Source organism: Bradyrhizobium sp. 149 (genome assembly GCF_023073915.1).
Lineage (GTDB): Bacteria > Pseudomonadota > Alphaproteobacteria > Rhizobiales > Xanthobacteraceae > Bradyrhizobium.
The window spans coordinates 1-19,356 of sequence record NZ_JADPKK010000013.1; the positions used below are offsets into that span (position 1 = coordinate 1).

At 63.8% G+C, this 19,356-nt stretch carries 13 protein-coding genes; 4 read left to right on the forward strand and 9 right to left on the reverse strand.

Annotated features, from left to right (window positions below):
* Positions 1-641: 641 nt before the first annotated feature.
* A complete protein-coding gene (locus IVA88_RS05560; RefSeq protein WP_247496284.1) occupies positions 642-1,667 on the reverse strand; it encodes a cellulase family glycosylhydrolase in 1,026 nt (341 codons plus the stop codon).
* Positions 1,664-2,974 (reverse strand): O-antigen ligase family protein, encoded by a 1,311-nt coding sequence (locus IVA88_RS05565; protein ID WP_247496920.1) that lies wholly within the window; start codon positions 2,972-2,974, stop codon positions 1,664-1,666. The genes IVA88_RS05560 and IVA88_RS05565 overlap by 4 nt, the downstream gene beginning before the upstream one ends.
* A gap of 225 nt (positions 2,975-3,199) precedes the next feature.
* On the opposite strand from IVA88_RS05565, the gene IVA88_RS05570 reads away from it, so the two are divergent.
* Complete coding sequence (locus tag IVA88_RS05570; protein WP_346657557.1) at positions 3,200-4,336, forward strand: GNAT family N-acetyltransferase; 1,137 nt, start codon at positions 3,200-3,202, stop codon at positions 4,334-4,336.
* 30 nt (positions 4,337-4,366) lie between these two features.
* On the opposite strand, the gene IVA88_RS05575 is transcribed toward IVA88_RS05570, so the two are convergent.
* Positions 4,367-5,590 (reverse strand): NAD(P)/FAD-dependent oxidoreductase, encoded by a 1,224-nt coding sequence (locus tag IVA88_RS05575; protein WP_247496286.1) that lies wholly within the window; start codon positions 5,588-5,590, stop codon positions 4,367-4,369.
* Positions 5,591-6,055: 465 nt separating this feature from the next.
* Here IVA88_RS05575 and IVA88_RS05580 point away from each other — a divergent pair, with 465 nt between their 5' ends.
* Positions 6,056-7,402: a polysaccharide biosynthesis C-terminal domain-containing protein gene (locus IVA88_RS05580; protein ID WP_247496287.1), complete on the forward strand. Its 1,347-nt coding sequence runs from the start codon at positions 6,056-6,058 to the stop codon at positions 7,400-7,402.
* A gap of 54 nt (positions 7,403-7,456) precedes the next feature.
* Here the strand turns inward: IVA88_RS05580 and IVA88_RS05585 are convergent, their stop codons facing one another.
* Positions 7,457-9,574: a GumC family protein gene (locus IVA88_RS05585; RefSeq protein WP_247496288.1), complete on the reverse strand. Its 2,118-nt coding sequence runs from the start codon at positions 9,572-9,574 to the stop codon at positions 7,457-7,459.
* 283 nt (positions 9,575-9,857) lie between these two features.
* Here IVA88_RS05585 and IVA88_RS05590 point away from each other — a divergent pair, with 283 nt between their 5' ends.
* Both IVA88_RS05590 and IVA88_RS05595 read left to right on the forward strand, forming a co-directional pair.
* Complete coding sequence (locus IVA88_RS05590) at positions 9,858-11,033, forward strand: glycosyltransferase family 4 protein (RefSeq protein WP_247496289.1); 1,176 nt, start codon at positions 9,858-9,860, stop codon at positions 11,031-11,033.
* 30 nt (positions 11,034-11,063) lie between these two features.
* A complete protein-coding gene (locus tag IVA88_RS05595; protein ID WP_247496290.1) occupies positions 11,064-12,599 on the forward strand; it encodes a hypothetical protein in 1,536 nt (511 codons plus the stop codon).
* On the opposite strand, the gene mdlC is transcribed toward IVA88_RS05595, so the two are convergent.
* The 5 genes from mdlC to IVA88_RS05620 form a co-directional block, all read right to left on the reverse strand.
* A complete protein-coding gene (mdlC, locus tag IVA88_RS05600; RefSeq protein WP_247496291.1) occupies positions 12,596-14,203 on the reverse strand; it encodes a benzoylformate decarboxylase in 1,608 nt (535 codons plus the stop codon). The two genes, IVA88_RS05595 and mdlC, sit on opposite strands and share 4 nt — an antisense overlap.
* Positions 14,204-14,239: 36 nt before the next feature.
* Positions 14,240-15,688 carry an aldehyde dehydrogenase gene (locus IVA88_RS05605; protein ID WP_247496292.1) on the reverse strand — a complete coding sequence of 483 codons (1,449 nt, stop codon included), beginning with the start codon at positions 15,686-15,688 and terminating at the stop codon, positions 14,240-14,242.
* 34 nt (positions 15,689-15,722) lie between these two features.
* The gene (locus IVA88_RS05610; RefSeq protein WP_247496293.1) at positions 15,723-17,048 is read right to left on the reverse strand and encodes an MFS transporter; all 1,326 of its coding nucleotides are present in this window, start codon (positions 17,046-17,048) and stop codon (positions 15,723-15,725) included.
* Positions 17,049-17,126: 78 nt separating this feature from the next.
* A complete protein-coding gene (locus tag IVA88_RS05615) occupies positions 17,127-18,815 on the reverse strand; it encodes an FAD-dependent oxidoreductase (protein ID WP_247496294.1) in 1,689 nt (562 codons plus the stop codon).
* Positions 18,816-18,882: 67 nt separating this feature from the next.
* Positions 18,883-19,350: a MarR family transcriptional regulator gene (locus tag IVA88_RS05620; RefSeq protein WP_247496295.1), complete on the reverse strand. Its 468-nt coding sequence runs from the start codon at positions 19,348-19,350 to the stop codon at positions 18,883-18,885.
* Positions 19,351-19,356 lie beyond the last annotated feature (6 nt).

Consider the following 19,356-nt stretch of genomic DNA (forward strand, 5'->3'; position numbering starts at 1 on the left):
GGCGCAGGGAAGGCCGGGTGCCGGCTGGCACCCGCGGTCCGCTGCGCGAAAAGCACACGCAGGAAAACCGCACAGCAGCATACAGGTGTAGCCAATCACTCGGCCTTCCCTGCGCAGTGGCTTTACGGCTTATGCCGTGCTCTCCCGGGAGCCGAGTTCGTTCTGGCCTCCCTCGCCCTCGCGAAAGTCACGGACACCGCGCCGGTTGACGCGAATGCCGCTCCGCAAGAGCTTGACCGTAGCAACGACGGCCAGGACCACACGGTTTTGCCGTACGCACGGCCCGCCATTTCACCACCGGTTTCGACGACTTTGTGCACGTTGCCGTCGACCTGGTGACGAGACGAACCTGACAGCGCCGTCCGTCCGCGCGACGCCTTGGGCTCACGGAGAGCAATCCGCCCTGCCCTTAGCCTCGCGCCCGACGCTGCCGCGTCCACCGCAAGCCCGGCTCGCATATCGTGACGACGTACGATCGCCCCTCTTGGGTGAGCCGGGATGGGCGACACATACGCCAATTCCGAATTTCGGTAAAGTGAAATATTTTTGACGAGAGGGGTTGACGGAGCGGTGGGTGTTTTGCCCGACGGGTCTCGGCCCGACACTCCTCCCGAGAAGCGAGTGGAGTCGGGGGCGCCGCTTCAACGCGACGGCGGCATCAGGGCGCGCAGGATGTCCGGCTTCCAGGCCTGGCGTGCGCTGTCGAAGGCCGCGAAGTCGTGATCGAACTGCCAGTAAGCCCATGCCCAGCCCAGTCTGTCGGCACTTCTCGCCACGAACGACAGGTATCGCTGGCGACCGTCGGATGGCGCACGCTCGTACACGCCGAACTCGCCGAGATAAACCGGGCGCTTCTCTTTCTCCGCCCAGGCGCTCATCTTCTTGAAATCGGCGGCAGCCTTCGCTTCGTCGTCCGGGCTGCCCCAATCCAGGGGCCCGATCCGCGCAAACGTCGGAGACCACGGCGCGCCCTGATGGGTGAACTGTATCGGCGCGTAATAATGAAACGTGACGATGAGATGCCTGTCGTCGGCCGGCAGAACCAGCTCGTCGACCGGGATCTCATCGGTGTTGAGAACGGCGGCAATGACCGGCCGTTCGGGATTGGTACGGCGGATGATGCCGAGACATTCATTGAGGAGCGAATTCCAGCCGGCGGACGTCATTTCGCCACCGGGCTCGTTCAACACCTCGAAGACAAGTGCCGGATATTTGCCGGCATAGCGCTCGGCGATCTGTCGCCAGAACGCCTTGAGCTTCTCGGCGCATTCGGAAACGTCGCGCTGGCAAAGGTGGGTGTCGTGCTCATCGACGATGGGGACGAGTTTCCTCGCGAGAACGTCCTCGATGACGGCGTCGAGCCGCCTCAGGACGATCTCGTCCAGGACATTCCCCGGGCCCATGAACTTGAAGCCGAAGAAATTGATCCTGACGTGCGAGAACCCGGCCTTCTTGATCGCGATCAGATTGTCCAGGCGAAATGGCGCGTTCTGGCCGCCTTCCCAGATTCCATCGTAGCCGAGAATGTTGATACCGCGACCCAGTTTTGGCGTGTCACGGGAGGCGGCCTGCTCGGCCGCGTGGGCGTGGGAGACCAGCGACACCAGGAAAAACGCCGTTGCTGAAAGATTGAAGCTCCTCGGCCGACGAGCGCGTATGGCGGTCATACTGCTTCCATTCGTAAAGACTGGAATTCCGTCGGTCGCACCGGTCTGCACGTCGCGAAGAAAAGCCCCACCAGGAGCACCGATGTGAACATCGTCGAACGAAGGAATGTCGTCTCCGTAAAATTGGTCTGAAAGCTGAGGACGACGAATCCGATGATGAGGGCACAGTGCGACCGGTCGATCGTGCGAGCGGAAATCAAATGGAGGATCTTGTGCGAGAACAGGAAGACGCTCGCGGCAAACAGCGTGTAGCCCAGAAATCCGGTTTCGATCAGGATCGCGATGTAGCCGCTGTGATAGTTATCGAGCACCCAGCCGTGGTTCTGCTCGAAATAATCGTAGATCGACGGGACCGTCCAGAAGCCGTTGATGCCGAAGCCGAGCAGCGGCGCATCGTCGAAATGGCTTATCGCGTAGTGCCAGATGAAGGTCCGTTCGGTGAAATCGATACGCGCATCGCCGATATGGATGGCGTCATATCCCGTCGCATAAAAATACAGGATTAGAAGGCCGGCCAGAATGCACATGACGAATGGCAGGACCGCATAGAGCCTCATGCAGCCGACCGACCACATCGAGGTCACGAGCATTGCGCAAGCAGCCAGGGCGACAGCGCCGGCGCCGCGCGATTCCGAAGCGAGGACGCATGTTGACGCCAGCAGGAATACGACGAGGAACGCCAGCCATCCTTGCCCCGTCATCTTTCGATAGCAGGCCAGGAACATCAGATACGCGCCGACGAAGCCGAGAGTCTGCTTGGATTCGTAGACGCCCTGCCATTGACCGTTGTGCATCCAGCTGTGGTCGATCCCGATGTCGGGCACGGCAACCGCACAGACCGCCGATGCGGCGACCAATATGAAAAGCCCATGGGCCGTGGCTCTCACGATCTCGTCCAGGTCGACGCGCGTGACGAGACAGAATGCGCCGAACGTCGTCATCGCAAGCGCCGCGCTCTTCATGATCGCTGCGACGCTCAGGCTGGACCAGAACACCGATACGATTGCGAAGGCGTAGAATGCGACCAGCGCCACCAGATCGGGGTTGACCTGTAACCGCAGCCGCGGTTCCACGAATGCACTCGCGTAGATGAGGATCGCCCACATCAGAAGCGCGACGGCCTGCTGGAGAAAGCTCAGCTCCGCCGGCAGCAGCGCGGCGTTGAAGATGCCCATCGATGCGACCACGTTGATGGTGATCGAGCAGCCGATCGCGGCCCGGGCAATCCTCTCAACGCCGACGCTGCGCGTCTTCCAGATCGCGCTCCCGGGTGTCCCGGAATCCACCTCGGTCTGCAGGCTGGCCATGAGATGACCTTCCTTAAGCGCGGTTAATAATTTGCTAGCGCAGGTCGATCTCCACGCCGCCAAGCCGCTCCCGTGGGAAATTAACGGCTTGGTAACGATACGGGCGTTGCTCGAGCCATTAATGCAAATCACACGCCGCCGGTGTCTCGCCCGTAACGACCCTGCTATAAAGCACAGATCCGGCTCGATCGACCGTCCCGAGCTATCTGGTTTCCCTGGTTGCGCATGAACAGATCTAGCAGCACGTTCGACATCGCCATCGAGCAGGGATTCGACTTCCTGTCGCCGGACTACGCCGAGCTGTTCGACAACTCGGCAGCGACCGCGTTCCAGCATCCGCTCTGGCTGGATAGCCTCTACACCACGCTCGCGTCTCATGCAGGCGCAACTCCTCTGGTTGTCGTGGTCCGTCACCACGCGACGGGCGCCCTTGCGATGGTGCTGCCCTTGTTGCGGGTGCGGCGCGGTCCGATACGGACCGTCGAATTCGCTGACCTTCGTGTCTCCGACTATCTGGCGCCGGTATGCAGCCCACAAATATTTAACGAGCTGCTGAAGGACGAGAGTGCGTGCGCAGAGATTAGGTGCCTCGTCCGCCCGTTCGATCTGCTCCGAATGACCAAGCTGCCGGACGGACGGCTTCCGATCGAGAACCTTCTGGCTACGCCTCGCCGCGTAGCGATGGACTCCAATGCCTACGCGACCGTTCTCGTCGCGCCGTTCGAGCAATGGCGCGCCAGTGCGATCGACCGTTCCTACCAGAAAGAGCTCGCAAAAAAATCCCGGCAGCTCCAGAAGAAGGGGGCATTGAGTTTCTCATGCTGCAGCGACAGTGCCTCCGCCCTCGACGCGCTGGACGTCATGAGGAAATTTCGCGGTCCGCGCTTTCAGGCACAAGGCGACGGAGATCTGCTCCAGCGCCCCGAATATTACGGCTTCTATTCCGACGTGGCGCAGCGCGGCCTCGGCTCCTTTGTCCGGCTCTATGCCATGAAGATGGACGGCGATGTGATCGCCGCCGTGCTCGGACTCTGCCATCAAGGCAGCTTCCTCGTCATCATGAGCGCTTTCGACATTGCCGGATACAAGAGCCAGTCCCTGGGCGCGCTGATGTTCGAGCAGGTGGCGAGGGATTGCATCGAGCGCGGCGACCAGATGCTCGATTTCACCATCGGTGACGAGCCCTACAAGAAACTGTTCGGCGCGCAGCCTTCGCCGATGTGGGCGTTCACGCAGGCCGGCAGCACCGTGGGCGCCATTTCCTTGTTCGCACTGAAACAGGCGCCCTGGCTGAAACTGGCTGTCAAGCGAATGTCGGAGTTCAGGCTCCTGCCGACCCGCACCTCGACGCCGACGCGCTGACCGGCGCGAGGCGCCGACTGGGTGCGGCTCTCAGGCGCGTAGCGCGCTTCGAACATGCGCGAGCCAGCCCGGCCGCATTTGATCGACCCGGTGAGTGATACTGCGCCGCAAGAAGTGCAGCCGCCGCCGCACGTCCCAGCCGATATCATTGCGGGACGTGAGCGCCTGCCGGAAGCGCGCCATCTTCAGCGATTGCTGGTCCGCCGCGTCCTTGTCGGGATCGGAATAGAATTCCGAAATCTTCGCCTTGCTCATGCCCTCGCTCATGAGCCAACGCGGCGCATATTCGGTGCAAAGGCGCTCGACGTCGACCAGCAGGCGGGCGACGCCCGTGCCCGCGGCCGGGCAATTGGTCTGGAACGCATCGCCGATGAGCACGACGCCGGGCTGGAGATGTCCTTCCACGACGGACAGGTCCATCACCCAATTCTGCACCCGGTCGGTCACGTGGAAATCGCCAAGGTAAGGCTGCAATCCCGGCAGCAGGCGCAGAACCGTCGCTTCCGGCTGGCGGCGCAGCTCGCGCATGATCGGATCGGTCGGGTCGCGGAACATGAAGAGATTTGCCCGCATGCCGGCACGCACGGGAAACAGGCTGAGATAGTCGATGCCGTCCACCGTGCGCTCGCCGTAACAGGTCAGCGCCTCGAAATCGAACGGCGCATTATCCCTGCGAGCGATCGTGAAGCCGAACGAAACCGAATGGCGCTCGGCCAGCACGCGCCGCTTGATGCCGAGCTTGTAGCCGAGAACGCCCGCCATGCCCGTGGCCAGCACGACGAGGCGTGCAGTTACGCGCCTCCCGGACGCGAGCTCGATGTGCTGGGTATCGTCACTGCAGTTGACGGAAGTGACCTCGTCGACGATCAGGCTGGATGGATCAGGCAGCTGGCTGCGCGCCATGGCGACGAGATCGGCATATGGAAGTCCATAAGCACGGCCGACGCTGACATCGACCACCTTGCCTTCCCTGATATTGAGCACCTGATCATATCGGCAGGCCACATTGTCGAGCGCATTGAGGAAGCCCAGCTTGCGCAACATGTCCAGCTGATGGCCGCCGATTTTCTCGACCCGGAACTCGTCCGGATAAACCGCGCGCTTGTCGATCAGAGCAACACGATGCCCTGCCCGCGCAAGCACCGCCGCCGCGAGCGAGCCGGCAAGGCCGCCGCCAACGATCGCGATGTCGGCGACGATCGTCGCGGTCGCTGATCCAGCGCTCGGCTCGGTCACGTTGCTATCCGCCGTCATGGTCTGGGCTCCCACGGTCAACGAGGGTTGCACGTGCAATTCTCTCGCCTGATGTCGCATCGCAGGACCAAACGCGATCACTTCTCGATATCTCGGTTAATGCAGCAGAGGGCTGCCCGGCTCGACGAGATCCGGCACGCGCCTTGCTCGGGAGGCCCGGTAAATTCCGGTCTCCGACAACTCGGCGGCCATCCCCGGCGAGCCGGTCCGCATTCAAACGGCTCATCTCGCCTTCATTGGTCCTTCGATGCGGCGCTGCGCCGCCAAGCGATCGGGCTGCACTTTGCTCTATCTGGGACAATGGCGTCAGCGATGTTCCATAGTGAAGCAACAGGCATGGCCGCGACGTCGCGGTGGCGGGCAAGATCATGGAGCCGCCCATTAACACTCGCAGTTTTTCGGCATGCTAGGCTGTTGCCGGTATCGTAAAATGTCCCTCCAGGGGGAGTTGCCCGCTAAATTTCCATGATCGAATCCATCGTCCAGTTCATGCGGCGCGACGTGACGCGCGGTGTTGCCGGAACCATCCTTCTCAAGGTTGGTAGCGGTGCGCTTGCCTTTGCGTTGTTCTCGCTGGCGGCACGAACGATGTCGCCCGATGGGTTCGGCATCTTTGCGACCTGGCTTTCGGTGGCCCAGATGGCAGCGGTCGTCGGGCTGGTCGGCCAGGAATCGCTGCTGGTGCGATTTCTGAACGAGTATCGGGTGGGGAATCAACCCGATCTCACGAAAGGCGTGCTGCTATCGAGCTTCAAGATTTCCTCCGTCGCGATGCTGATCGCGATCGGCGCAATCGCGATCGGCGCGAACATCAGAGGCGCCTCGTGGCTGCTGGTTCTCGCGGTGTCGGCCTACACGGCCGTGAATGCGGGACTGATGCTTGGCAGCCAGATCGCACGCTCGCTGGTCAGCATTCTCATGGGAGAAGGAAACAGGGAGTTCTTCTGGCGCGTCAGCGTCGTGCTGTTTCTGCTCGCAATCATGTCCGGCCATCGGCAGCTCGATCCCGCCGAATTGATCGGCGTGATGACGATCGCCATGTCGGTCGGGCTGGTCGCACAGATCACCGCGATTGCGCGAGTTCTGCCGGATTTCCGCGGCACGGCGGTGCGTTCCGAGACGTCGCGCTGGAGATCGAGCGCGCTCCATTTCTGGGTCGCGTCGATCCTCGAAGCCGCGAACCAGTATTTCGACGTCATTCTGGTCTACTGGATGCTGGACCCGGCAACCGCCGGAATTTATTTTGCCGCTTCGCGCCTGGCCAACATCTTCGCCATGCTGTCGGCTGCATTGTACAGTTTTGGCGCGCGGCGGCTCCCGTCACTGTACTTCAGCAAGAACCACGAGGAATTCGAGCGAACGTTGCGGCTCATGGCGGAAGTGACCGCGTTGTGCGTGGTCAGCGGACTTCTCCTGATCTGGATCGGCGGTCCCCATCTTCTTAACCTGTTCGGACCGCACTTCGCCGCGCAGCACTGGGTCCTGATCGTGCTCGCGATCGGGACTGCGTTCCAGGCGGCGGGCGGTCCGTCTGCGGCGATATTGCAGCTGACCGGCTATGAGCGCGAGTACGTCCCGGTCATCGCCGGGAACGTGGCACTGCGGCTGGTCGGATTTCTCGTCCTGATTCCCTGGCTCGGCGTTCTTGGCGCTGCGATCTCGGCCACTGTTTCGCTGGCGCTCGCGACCATCGTCCTCAACATCCTCTGTCGCCGGCGAACCGGGGTCGACCCTTCGATTCTGGGCCTTCTGCGCTTGTCGGCATCGAAGCCTAGCGCCTACGCGATCCGGGGCGCGGACTCCGGCGAATAGCCGTCGATTCAATCAAGGCAATTGCACGGCTCGGCAATCCGTTGCCGGGTGGCGTCAACCAGCCAGCCCGAGCACTTCGCCGCGATGCGAGGCCGACGGGCCGGCCGGCACACGATTGACGACGATGCCGGTCGGCGCACCGACAAACCGGGAGAGCGCAGCAATTGCCCTGCGCATTGCGGCCGAATCGATTGCGTCTTCGCGCGCGACCAGGATGACAAGATCGGCGTGAGCAGCCAGCGCGGCCGCCTCCGGCTGCAAGGCCAGAGAGGTGGCGTGGACGACGATCAGATCGAACTCCGAACGAATATCGTCCGCGAGAAGCAGCTCGGGCCTCTTGCTGGCGCTCAGGAGCTCATCGACGCTGTGAAAGTCCGCGGTGGTCATGCGGTCGGCCTGGCCCTTGGCCTGATCCTTGGCCTGATCCTTGGCGAGGCCAGCCCCGGCACCGCCGAGGTCCGGCTCGACCCGGATCAGGACGCTCAGCTTCCCCGTGTTCACTGCCCATCGGTTCAGCGACCGCGCGACGGTGTTGCCGCCGGCCCGCTTCCCGACCGACATCACGAGGACGACCTTGCCACGAGGTCCCGGCACCTTCTCCAGCCGGTCGAGCACCGGACGCAGATGGGGGCTGATATCAAGTTCGTTCGTCGCGGACACCGGACCTCGCCAGATGTTTCTGGGGACTTCACCAGACGTCAGGTCGGGAATGCGGGCCCATACGGGCGGACGTGACCATGTCGCGGGCTGGCGCGGAGCCGGTTCGGGGTCGCGGATATCAGGAGCTGATTTGCCCGATCCGAGCCCCGTGGCGGCAACCACCGCCGTCGATGTCAGCAGCGAACCGATCGCAAGAGCGGCGAGCAGCAAAGACAGCGGTGGAAGGGTCGAGCGCAGCGGCGGAATGGCGGACGACGCAATCTTGGTTTGGGAGCTCTGCAGGAGGCGCTGCTCGTTGGTCGTCTTGGAGCGCGAGAGGAACTGCTCGTAGATGTTTCTGTTGGCCTCGGCGTCGCGCTGCAGCTCCTGCAGCCTGACCAGAGCCTGACCGTCGACCAGAAGCTGCGATTCCGCAGCCTTCATCTGGCCTTCCAGCGCCTTCTGCTGCTCGCGCTGGGCCTCGTATTCCGATTTTGCGGTGTCGATGCCCTTCGTCCGCTCGACCTCGATCTGCCTGTTGAGGTCGGTCAACTGGCTGTACGACATGACGAGGTCGGGATGGCGATCGCCGAGCACCGCTCGCTTCTGCGCAATCTGGTCATTGAGCGCCGATCGCTGTGCGCGCAAAGCGCTCAGAAGATCCGGCTTTACTGGGCTCTCGACATTCGCCTTCGCGTCGCGCTGCGCCTGCTCATAGCGGGCCTTCGCCTCCTCGCTCCGGGCGCGCGCAGCGGCAACCTGCTGTGACAGTTCGGTGACCCGCAATTGCTGGGTGGTGGAATCCTTGCCCGCGTTGACGATCCTGTGCTCGAGCTTGAACGTGGCAACGGCATCCTCGGACGCCTTCAGCCGCTCGCTCAATGACTTGAGCCGGCCACTGAGCCAGTCGGCGGCCTCGTCCGTGGCATCGGTGCGGATGCGGCTCTGGCTGGCGACGAACGCCTCGGCGATGGCATTGGCATAATAAGCCGCCCGCTCCGGCCGGTTCGAGGTGAAGCGGATGGCGATGACATAGGTCAGCCCGCGACGGGAAATGTCGAGGCGATTGCGGAATCTCTCGAGCAGCCGCGCGGGGTCGGTATGTCCGCCGGCAATGTCTTCGTCATCCCGAAGCTTGAGCTGCTCGATCAGCGGCTTCAGGAAGCCGTCGGACTTCGCCACTTCGACCAGGCCTTGCAGCGCGGCGCTGTCCTGCCCTATGCCCGGCAGAACGTCCTGCTCCGTGGTCACGCGTTGCTCGCGAGGATCGACCACGACCAGCGCGGTCGCTGCAAATCGAACCGGAATCACCAACAGAACGACGATGCCAACGGCGAAAATCGCGAGAGCGAGCGTCAGGATGCGGCGAGCGTTGTCCCGCATGAAAGAAAGAGCACCCGCGGCTGTGAGCGCACCGCCGGAGCGTGCGGCGGATTCGCGAACCTCGCCGTTCGACGCATTTTGGGTCTGCCACGACGCGGCGGCACCGGTCGATCCGGAACTTGTCGGGTCTGCGCGGCGACCGAACGTCATGGATTTTACTCGGATTCAACTGGCGAACACTGTTCAGTGGCCTGCTCCAACGTAAATATCTATGGTTAATCGGCGGTTACCCGCGCCAGGCGCAACCATGACCAATTGGTTAACGCGCCCGCTTCACTTCTTCGGGAAGCAGCAGAATTCTCTCGCGAACGATGCCCGTGCGGCAAGGCGCGCATTAACTCCGTTTGCTGCTAGTCGGTGTCCGCGCGATGTCCGCATGGTAGCTAAGGAGTTAAGAAGGTGAAAATTTCGTTTCTTCAGCGGGTCGGGATTCGTGCTCCATTACCAGCCAAACAAGGCGTTGGGCGAGACGACTGCGACGGCACTCCCGCCGCCCAACGGCGGCGGACGAAAGCTGCACGTGCTACTCGTACAGACCCAGGCCGAGAACGCCGGTGCGCAGGAGATCTCGCGGCTGCTTGGCGCCGGGCTGACCGCCCGCGGCTATCAGGTCACCAATCTGTTCTTCTTCCGCAAGTCGGATTCCTTCGATGAGCCGCCCGATACGATCTATTGCGCCTCAAGCCGGCCCGAAAATCCGCGGGCGCTGCTGCAAATGCTGTGGACGCTCCGCCGCCACATCAGGGCGACCAGAGCCGACGCCGTTCTGACATTCCAGCACTTCGGCAATGTCATCGGCGCCGGCGTGGCGCGCCTCGTTTGCCGCGCGCCCGTCATCGCCAATCAGGTTTCATCCGCGCTGTCGATGAGCTGGCCGGTCCGCACCGCCGACATCGTCATGGGCAGTCTCGGCTTCTTCGACCGCATCACGCTCAACTCGCTGGACATGCAGCGCGAGTATTCGCGCTACCCGAAAGCCTATCGCTCGCGCATGGTGCATGTCCCGCACGGCTTCGACGACAAGGCCCTCACGCTGTCGAAGCAAGCTGCGCGACAGAAGTTCGATCTGCCGCCGGATCGCATCCTGCTCGGCTGCGCAGCAAGATTGCACCCGCACAAGCGACTTGATGCGGCCATACGTCTGTTGCCGGATCATTCATCCTGGCACCTCGCACTGGCCGGCCAGGGAGCCGACGAGGCCCGGCTGAGGCAGCTGGCGGATGATTTGAAAGTATCGGACAGGCTGCATCTGCTCGGCGAAATCACCCCGCGCCAGATGGCGGAGTTTCTCGCCGCTCTCGACCTGTTCGTATTTCCGACACAGGCGGAGACCTTCGGTCTGGCCGCCGTGGAGGCCGCAAATGCCGGCGTTCCCTCGGTCGTCACCGATCTTCCGGTGTTGCGCGAGGTATTGTCCGTCGAAGGAAAGCCGACTGCGCTGTTCGTCGATGCCTCCGATCATACCAAGCTGTCGGCCGCCGTCTCCAGGCTCCTGACAGACCAGCAACTGAGCGACGAACTGCGACAAAACGCCAAGGGCCTGAAGCTGCGCTATTCAGTGGATGCCATGGTGGAGGAATACGTTCGAATTCTCGGCCAGGTCATGTGATCGGAACGCATTGAAACGGATTGGCTCGACATGATCATCGAGTTTCGCTGTGAAATTGAGCATGCGCGGCGGTGGATGGGCCGCGAGACGCTGTCGATCGACGGCCGGGATGTACCGGTCCAGATCGCATGGACGGCAACGGCGGAGCCGCGGCCGGCAGGTCTCGACATGCTGTTCGAACTCGAACGCTTGGTGTTGCACAAGGGCAAGCACAGCGGCAGCGACAGGCTGAAGATCAGTCCGGACCGGATCCAGGCTCGCGCCGGCACGACTGAGGTGATCGTCGATTTCACCGGTGCCGCGCGGGATCCGAACTGCTCCGCCCGGCAGTATCTCCGCCCACTGTTCAATGGAACCGCAGGCGAAAACGCCGCACTTGCCGCCATTCTCGCCGGCGATCTGCCGGTGATCGAAATCGTCAACGAGGTCGACGGTGCAGTCCTCGATCGCGGCCACCCCTCCGCCGAAATCGCAGCCGGCTTGAGTGGCGCGCTCGAAACGATCATGGCGCGAACGCTGACCATGGTGGCGGCCATCCTGTCGGGACGGCCAAGAATTCTGCCGCAGCTGACGCGTTCCGCCAGACACGGCATCGCCCGGCGTCCAGCGGCGTACGTCGCGCGCGGCCTCGCGGTATCGATCGCCAAGGAGATCTATCGCCTCTGCTGCTATGCCCCGCATTGGCATGTCGGATGGCGCATCAACAAGGGCGCAGGCGTCTGGCAGACCGGAGATCTGTCAGGGCCCCGCTGGAACGTCCTTGCAGATCCCGGAAACCATTTCTACGCCGATCCTTTCCCCATCACCTGGCAGGGGCGAACATTCGTCTTCTTTGAAGATCTCGATCACCGGGTTGGGAAAGGAATCATTTCCGCGATCGAGTTCGACGACAGGGGCCCGGTCGGAGAGGTCGTGCCCGTGCTGGACGAGCCGTGGCACCTTTCCTATCCATTCCTGATCGAGGACGATGGTGCGTTGTGGATGATCCCGGAGAGCTCGCTCAATGGGGACGTCGCCATCTATAAATGCGTTCGGTTTCCGGACAAATGGGAGCGGCATGCGACGCTGCTTTCGGGCTTCGAGCTGGCCGATGCCACGATCACGCGGCACAACGGCTTGAACTATCTGTTCGGAGCCTGGCGCGACGGCACCGGCGGGTATTCGGATTCGCTGGCGATCTATCACGCCGAGCATCTCATGGGCCCCTGGTTGCCGCATGCCAGCTACCCGGTCCTGATCGACCGCGCGAGCGCGCGGCCGGCGGGGAATTTCGTCACCATCAATGACAAACTGTGGCGACCGGTCCAGGATTGTGCCGACGGATACGGCGCAGGGCTCGCCCTGGCGGAAATCGTCGACCTGTCGCCGATGACGTTCAAGCAGATCGTCCGCCACTCTCTCAAACCCGGACCGGCATGGCCCGGCAGGAAGTTGCACACCCTGAACCGGTGCGGGCTGCTCGAGGTGATCGACGGATCGCGTGTCCAACCCAAGACCCGCGCCTTTGCCAGCAAACTTCCATCGGCTCTCTTGGCGCCGCGAACCATTCCCTATACCGCCAGCTAGCGCGGATGGCTGAACAGGTCCGTCGTGGCGTCGTCAACGGCGATATCGACCAGCGCCGGACCGCATGAGGCCAAGGCTTCGGCCAAGATGCGGTCGACATCGCCGGCATCGGTCACGCGCTGCCCCGGGCAACCCATTCCCCTGGCGAGCGCCACGAAGTCGAGCCCGGGCAAGTCGATTCCGGGCGGGCGATGCGCCCGCATGAGTTGGCTGAAGGCGCGCATCGCGCCATAGCCTGAATTGTTCATGACCACGAAGGTGATCGGCAAGTGGCGTTGCGCCGCAGTCCAGATCGCCTGGATACAGTACATCGCCGATCCGTCACCGATCAGGGCAACGATGCGGCGGCCGGGCCGCGCCAGCGCCACGCCGATGGAGGCCGGCAGGCTGTAACCAAGTCCACCGCTCGCCATCGTGTAGAAGCTGTCCGCGCCCGGCCGCGGCAGGAATTGTTGAATGGCGGGACGATGCGACGGCGCCTCCTCGACCACGATCGCATCGCTCGGCGTCAAGGCCGAGAGCCGGGCGAGCGCATAAGCCGGCGGAATCGGATTTTGCGCGGCAGGCGCGGCAGACCGCGTCCCCGCGGCCGGCATCTCGCGCTCCGCGATTTCGGGCAGCACCGAGGACAGCACAGCCAGCGCTTTTGGGAGCGTGCTGATGATGGTTTCACCGACCGAAGCCGATGCGGCTTCCACCGGATCATCCGTGATCTGCCAGACCGGCGTTCCGTCGACGAGCAAATCGCATTGTCCTTCGACATGGAAAGTAAACACCGGCGCGCCGACCACGACGATCAGATCGGCGCCGCGCAGGGCGCGGGCGAGCCCTGCCGGCGCGGCCGGAAGGAAGCCGGCGAACAGCGGATGCAATTCCGGAAAGCTCGAACGGCTCGACATCGGGCTTGTCCAAACCGCCGCCCTCGCCTGTTCAGCCACAGCCACCATCGCATCGACACAGCCGCTACGATCGATCTCGGGGCCGACAACGAAAGCAGGCCTTTTGGCGGCTCCGATCGCCGCGCCAAGCCGAACGATCGCCGCCGGATCCGGCGCAAACTCCGTCGCGATGTGGCGGACCGGCGGAGCGACTGCGGGCCGCGCCCAATCATCCGAAGGTACCGACACGAATGTCGGACCGCGCGGGTGCTGCGTGGCGGTGAGGAAGGCTTGCGCGATCGCCGCTGGAACATCTTCGGCGCGCGCCGGTTCCGCGCTCCATTTCACATAGGGCTTTGGAAATTGTGCGGCGTCCTCGGCGAAGAGATACGGTCGCATCCGCAACAGGCTGCGCGCCTGCTGCCCGGCTGTCACGACCATCGGCGTCTTGTTGCGGAACGCAGTAAAGAGATTGCCAAGCGCATGACCGAGTCCGGCCGCCGAGTGCAAATTGACGAAGGCCGGTCGTCCGGTGGCCTGCGCATAGCCGTCCGCCATGCCGACGACGCAGGCTTCCTGCAAACCGAGCACGTAGTCGATGTCATCGGGCCAGTCGCCGAGAAAGGCAAGCTCGGTCGAGCCGGGATTGCCGAAAACGCGATCGACGCCAAAGGAGCGAAGCACACCGAGGGTCGCTTCCCGAACCGTGAGAACTTTCGAATTCATGAACTGGCGTCCTGGTGGGCTTGGCTTGCGGCGCGGTTAGAAGGGATAGTGCTGCGGCTGCGTCTCGATGGTGATCCAGCGCAGATCGGTGAACTCGGCGATCCCGGCCTGGCCGCCGAAGCGGCCGTAGCCCGATCCTTTCACGCCGCCGAACGGCATCTGCGCCTCGTCATGCACGGTCGGGCCGTTGACGTGGCAGATGCCGCTCTCGATGCGTTGTGCCACCGTCAGCGCCCTCGCGACGTCGCGGCCGAACACCGCGGCCGAGAGGCCGTACTCGGTGTCGTTCGCCAGTCGGACCGCGTCATCCACGCCACGTGCGCGGATCACCGAGACGACGGGACCAAAGCTCTCCTCGGTGTAGATGCGCATGCCGGGCGCCACCCGGTCGAGCACAGTCGCGGGGACGACCGTGCCAACCCGGTCGCCGCCCGCGAGCTTGACGGCGCCCTTGCCGATCGCATCGTCGATCAGTGCAACGACATGCCTGGCCGGCACTTCGTCGATCATGGAGCCGACGACCACCGGACCGGAGCGCGGGTCCCCGGCCGGAAGCGCAGCTGTCTTTTTCGCGAGCTTCTCGACAAAGGACGCCGCCACCGCCTCGTCGACGATCACCCGCTCGGTCGACATGCAGACCTGGCCCTGATTGATGAAGGCGCCGAACGCCACAGCCGCGACGGCGGCATCGAGGTCGGCATCGTCGAGCACGACCAGAGGCGCCTTGCCACCAAGCTCGAGCAGCACCGGCTTGAGGTGGCGCCCGGCGAGTTCGGCGATGACCCGGCCGACGCGGGTCGAGCCGGTGAAGTTGATTCGCCGCACGGCAGGATTGGCGATAAGGCGCTCGACCAGATTGGGCGCATCGGCCGGTGCATTGGTCAGGACATTCACGACGCCGGGCGGAAAGCCTGCGTCCTTGAAGACCTCGCCGATCAGCCGGTGCGTTCCCGGACAAATCTCGGATGCCTTGAGCACGACCGTATTGCCGCAGGCGAGCGCCGTCGCCACGGCGCGAACGCCGAGAATGATCGGCGCATTCCAAGGCGCGATGCCGAGGCAGACGCCGGCCGGCTGGCGAACGGACATCGCGAGACATCCCGGCTTGTCCGACGGGATCACCTCGCCCGCGATTTGCGTGGTGAGTGACGCCGCCTCGCGCAGCATGCCGGTCGCGAGCTTTACGTTGAAGGCCGACCAGATCTCGGTCGTGCCGATCTCGGCCATCATGATCTTGACGAAGGCGTCGCGCTTGGCCTCGAGCGCATCTGCGGCCTTCAGCAACAGAGCGCGCCTCGCGTTCGGGCCGAACGCCGACCATGCGGCAAACGCGGCGGAGGCCGCCGCCACCGCAGCGTCGGCCTCGGAAGCGGTCGCGGCGGCCGCACGGCTTGCGACCTCTTGCGACAGCGGATTGCGCCGCTCGAACACCTTGCCGCTGGAAGCGGCCTGATCCCGGCCGTTGATGAGAAGACTGACGTCCATGAAAACCTCCCTGATGTAAGTGATGGCGCCCGGCCTAGCCGAGCAGGCGCGATTTGCTGGTTTCACGCGCGAAGCCGAGCGCGATGATCGCCGCGAGTGCGAGCGCGACGTAGTACGCGGTGATCGCGTAAGTGGAGCCTGTCTGCGCAAACAGGCTGGTGGCGACCAACGGCGCGATGCCGCCGCCCAGCACCGTCCCGAGCTGCTTTCCGATCGAGACGCCGGTGAAGCGAATGCGGGTCGGAAACAGTTCCGGGAAATAGCTCCCTTCGCTGCCGAACATCAGTGGATGGATCACCCCTGCGGCGAGGATCACCGCGCCCGTCACCAGCATCGTGTCACGGCTCGCGACCACACCGTAGAACGCAAACATCGAAATGGCTGCGAGCACGACGCCCGCCAGGAACAGACGCTTTCGTCCGATGCGGTCGGACCAGGCGCCGATGAGGGGCATCGCAACGAGCCCGACGAGATTGGCGAACAGCACGGCCTGCGTGATGACGTCCTTCTGGACGCCGAGCTGACGGGTCGCGAAGGAGATGGTGAAGATGGCGGTCAGATAGAAATAGGATGTCTGCGCCATCTCGGCGAAGAACACGATCAGGATCGGTCGCCAGTGCTCCCTCAGCGCCTCGACCACAGGCGCTGCTTCAGTCACCTTCGCCTCGCGGAATGTCGCGCTCTCCTCGATGCGCAGGCGCATGTAGACGCCGAGCGCGACCAGCACCGCGCTGATCAGGAACGGAACGCGCCAGCCCCATGACAGCAGGTCCGCCTCCGGCAGCCGCGAGATCGTGAGCGCCGCAAACGAGGCGAGCACGACGCCGACGGGTCCCGCGGCCTGGATCACTGCGGCCGAGAAGCCGCGCTGATGGCCGGGCGCCGTCTCGATCGCCATGAGGATCGCCGCGGTCGACTCGCCGCCGAGCGCAAAACCCTGGAGGAAGCGCAGCATGACCAGCGCGACGGTCGCGGCCACACCCACACTGGCGTAGGTCGGCAACAGTCCGATCGACATGGTCGCAAGTCCCATCATGAGCAGCGTACACAGCAAGACGGACTTTCGGCCGAGGCGGTCGCCGAAATGTCCGAACACAAGTCCGCCGAGCGGACGCGCCAAAAATCCGACGGCGAATGTCGCGAACACCGCAATGCTCGCCGTGACCGGGTCGAACTTCGGAAAGAACAGCTGATCGAACACCAGCGGCCCGATCAGGCCGTAGATGAAGAAGTCGTACCATTCGATCGCGGTGCCGATGGTGCCGGCGATCAGGATACGCCGGCGGCTGCTCGCCGTTTGCCCGGCAGTGGCGGCGATGGCGGCATGATCGTCGTAGTGCTCCAATGCTCTTGTTGTCACGGTTTCCTCCTCCGGTGTGATTGTTGTTTTTTATTGTTGGCCGCGCAGCCGCTGATCGGATGCGACGGCGAGAGCCGATCAGCTTGCCAGGCGCGCGCCGTCGCTCGCGCTGTGTCCGAGTGCGCGGGCGAGGACGCGTCCGATCATCCCGGCCTGCGACGCGCTGCCGCGCCACGCGACGATCTGGTCGGGACGTATCAAGGCGAGATCCGCCTCGTAGAGATCGCGCAGGGATTTCGGCAGCGTGACGGGTTTCACATCGACCCCGATCGCGCGGATGGTCTCGGCGAATGACGCCTGAGCGGACATGACCTCGCCGAACTGGAGCAGCGTCCACTCGAACCCGAACAGGTCGTACAACGAGACGCCGTCGTCCAACCACGCATGCGGTGCGCGGCCGCCGGGACAGGCGCTCGGAACGTAGACGTTCGCAGCGTCGGGCGGCGGCCGGCTGCCATCGGAGACGATGATCGGCGAGCCGTCGTAGCGCCCGCCAAAGGTGATGCCGGGGATGTTGAATTCGGCGCGCGCGTGCTGCTCGAGATAGAGGCCCGCGGTTCGCCGCGCCTCGCTGCCGGCGTCGGTGGCGTCCTCGATCTCAGGCGCGGGAGCGAACAGACCGAGGGAGTCGGCGAAACGGCGCGCATAATCGGTGTTGCGCAGCGCCACCGGACGCCGCTCGACCTCATAGCTATCGAGCAGCCCCGCCGGGCTCACACCCTTGACGACGCTTGCTAGCTTCCAGCCTAGATTGACCGCATCCTCGATCGCGGTGTTGTAGCCAAGCCCGCCGGTCGGCGTGAACAGATGCGCGGCGTCGCCGCCGAGGAACACCCGCCCCCGCTGCATTCCATTCGCGACCAACGCGTGACCGGCGGTCCAGGTCAGGAACGACAGCACCTCGCAGTCGATCGGTGCGCCACAGGCACGCTGGAACGCGACCTTGGCCTCGTCGATCGTGATCGCACTCTCGTCTTCGCCGGGCCGAAGCTGCGTGTGAAACGCAAACTCGTCGCGACCGTTCACGGATGCCATGAAGGCGCGGCGGTCGCTGTTGAAGCAATTGTACATCCACGCCTTGGCGTGCGGGATGCTCGCGTAGAAGCCGGGCGAACGGAGATAGACCGCCAGCATGCGGCCGCCCATGAAGTCGCGCTGCGTTCCGGTTTCGCCGCCGTAGGAGATCCCCAGCGACTGGCGGACCATCGAGCGCGGCCCGTCCGCCCCGACCAGAAAGTCGGCCCGGACCTGAAAGCGGCTGCCATCATCGAGACATTCGACGTCGGCGACGATGCCCTCGTCGCTCTCGACATAGCCGACCAGCCGGTGGCCATAGTTGAGCTTTACTCCGGGGATTCGTTCGGCATGGCGGCGCAGCACCGCCTCGACGTATTTTTGCGAGACGCGATGCGGCAGCTCGGCCGCGCTCCACGAGCCCGACATGCCCTTGACGAGCTCGCTCGCGCGTGACGATGACGGCAACTGAAATCGGGCCAGCTCGTAACCGGTGTAGCGCGTGAAATACGCAACGTCGGTCGGATAATCCGCAGGCAGACCTTCGCGTCGGATCTCGTCGGCAAAACCCAGCCGCCGGTAGTGCTCCATCGAACGCGCTTGCGTCGCATTGGCTTGCGGATTGAATGCCGTGCCCGGCTTTTCATCGACCAAGATCGCGGACACGCCGCGCCGGCCGAGCTCGTTGGCGAGCATCAGCCCGCAGGGCCCCCCGCCCACGATGAGCACCGAGGCCGTCAGACATGTTTCCAAGACGCTTCTCCCTACCAGCACTATTCTGCATGGTAAGGTTGCCTGACGATATCGTCAAGTAGCCTGACTACCTGGCGTCGTCGAGCGTATCGAACGTCGCGCCATAGACTGCCAGTCCCTTCAGGATCGCATCCATCGTGGCCTTGCCGAGCTCGGCGCGCATCTCCTGCTCGGCGACGTCGACCGCATCGCGGAACGCGTCGAGCCATTTGCGCCCGGCCGGCGTGAACATGACGATGCGCGCGCGCCGATCGGTGGGATCGGCGATGCGATCGACCAGGCCGAGCTCGGCGCACTGGTCGACGAGCTCGCCCATCGCTTGCTTGCTCATGGAGGCGCGGCGCGCGAGTTCCGTGAGTCTGGTCCCCTCCACGTCGAGATTGCGTGTGAGGCCGACATGCGCGATCCGCGTTTCGTCATGCCCCTTCTCGGTCATCAGTTCGAGCACACGACCTTCGAAGCGCCGCACCGCGTTGTTGAGCAGCCGACCGATGTTGGCATGCCGCCATGCGGTGCCGGATGTCCTGGCTTTCAATGGATG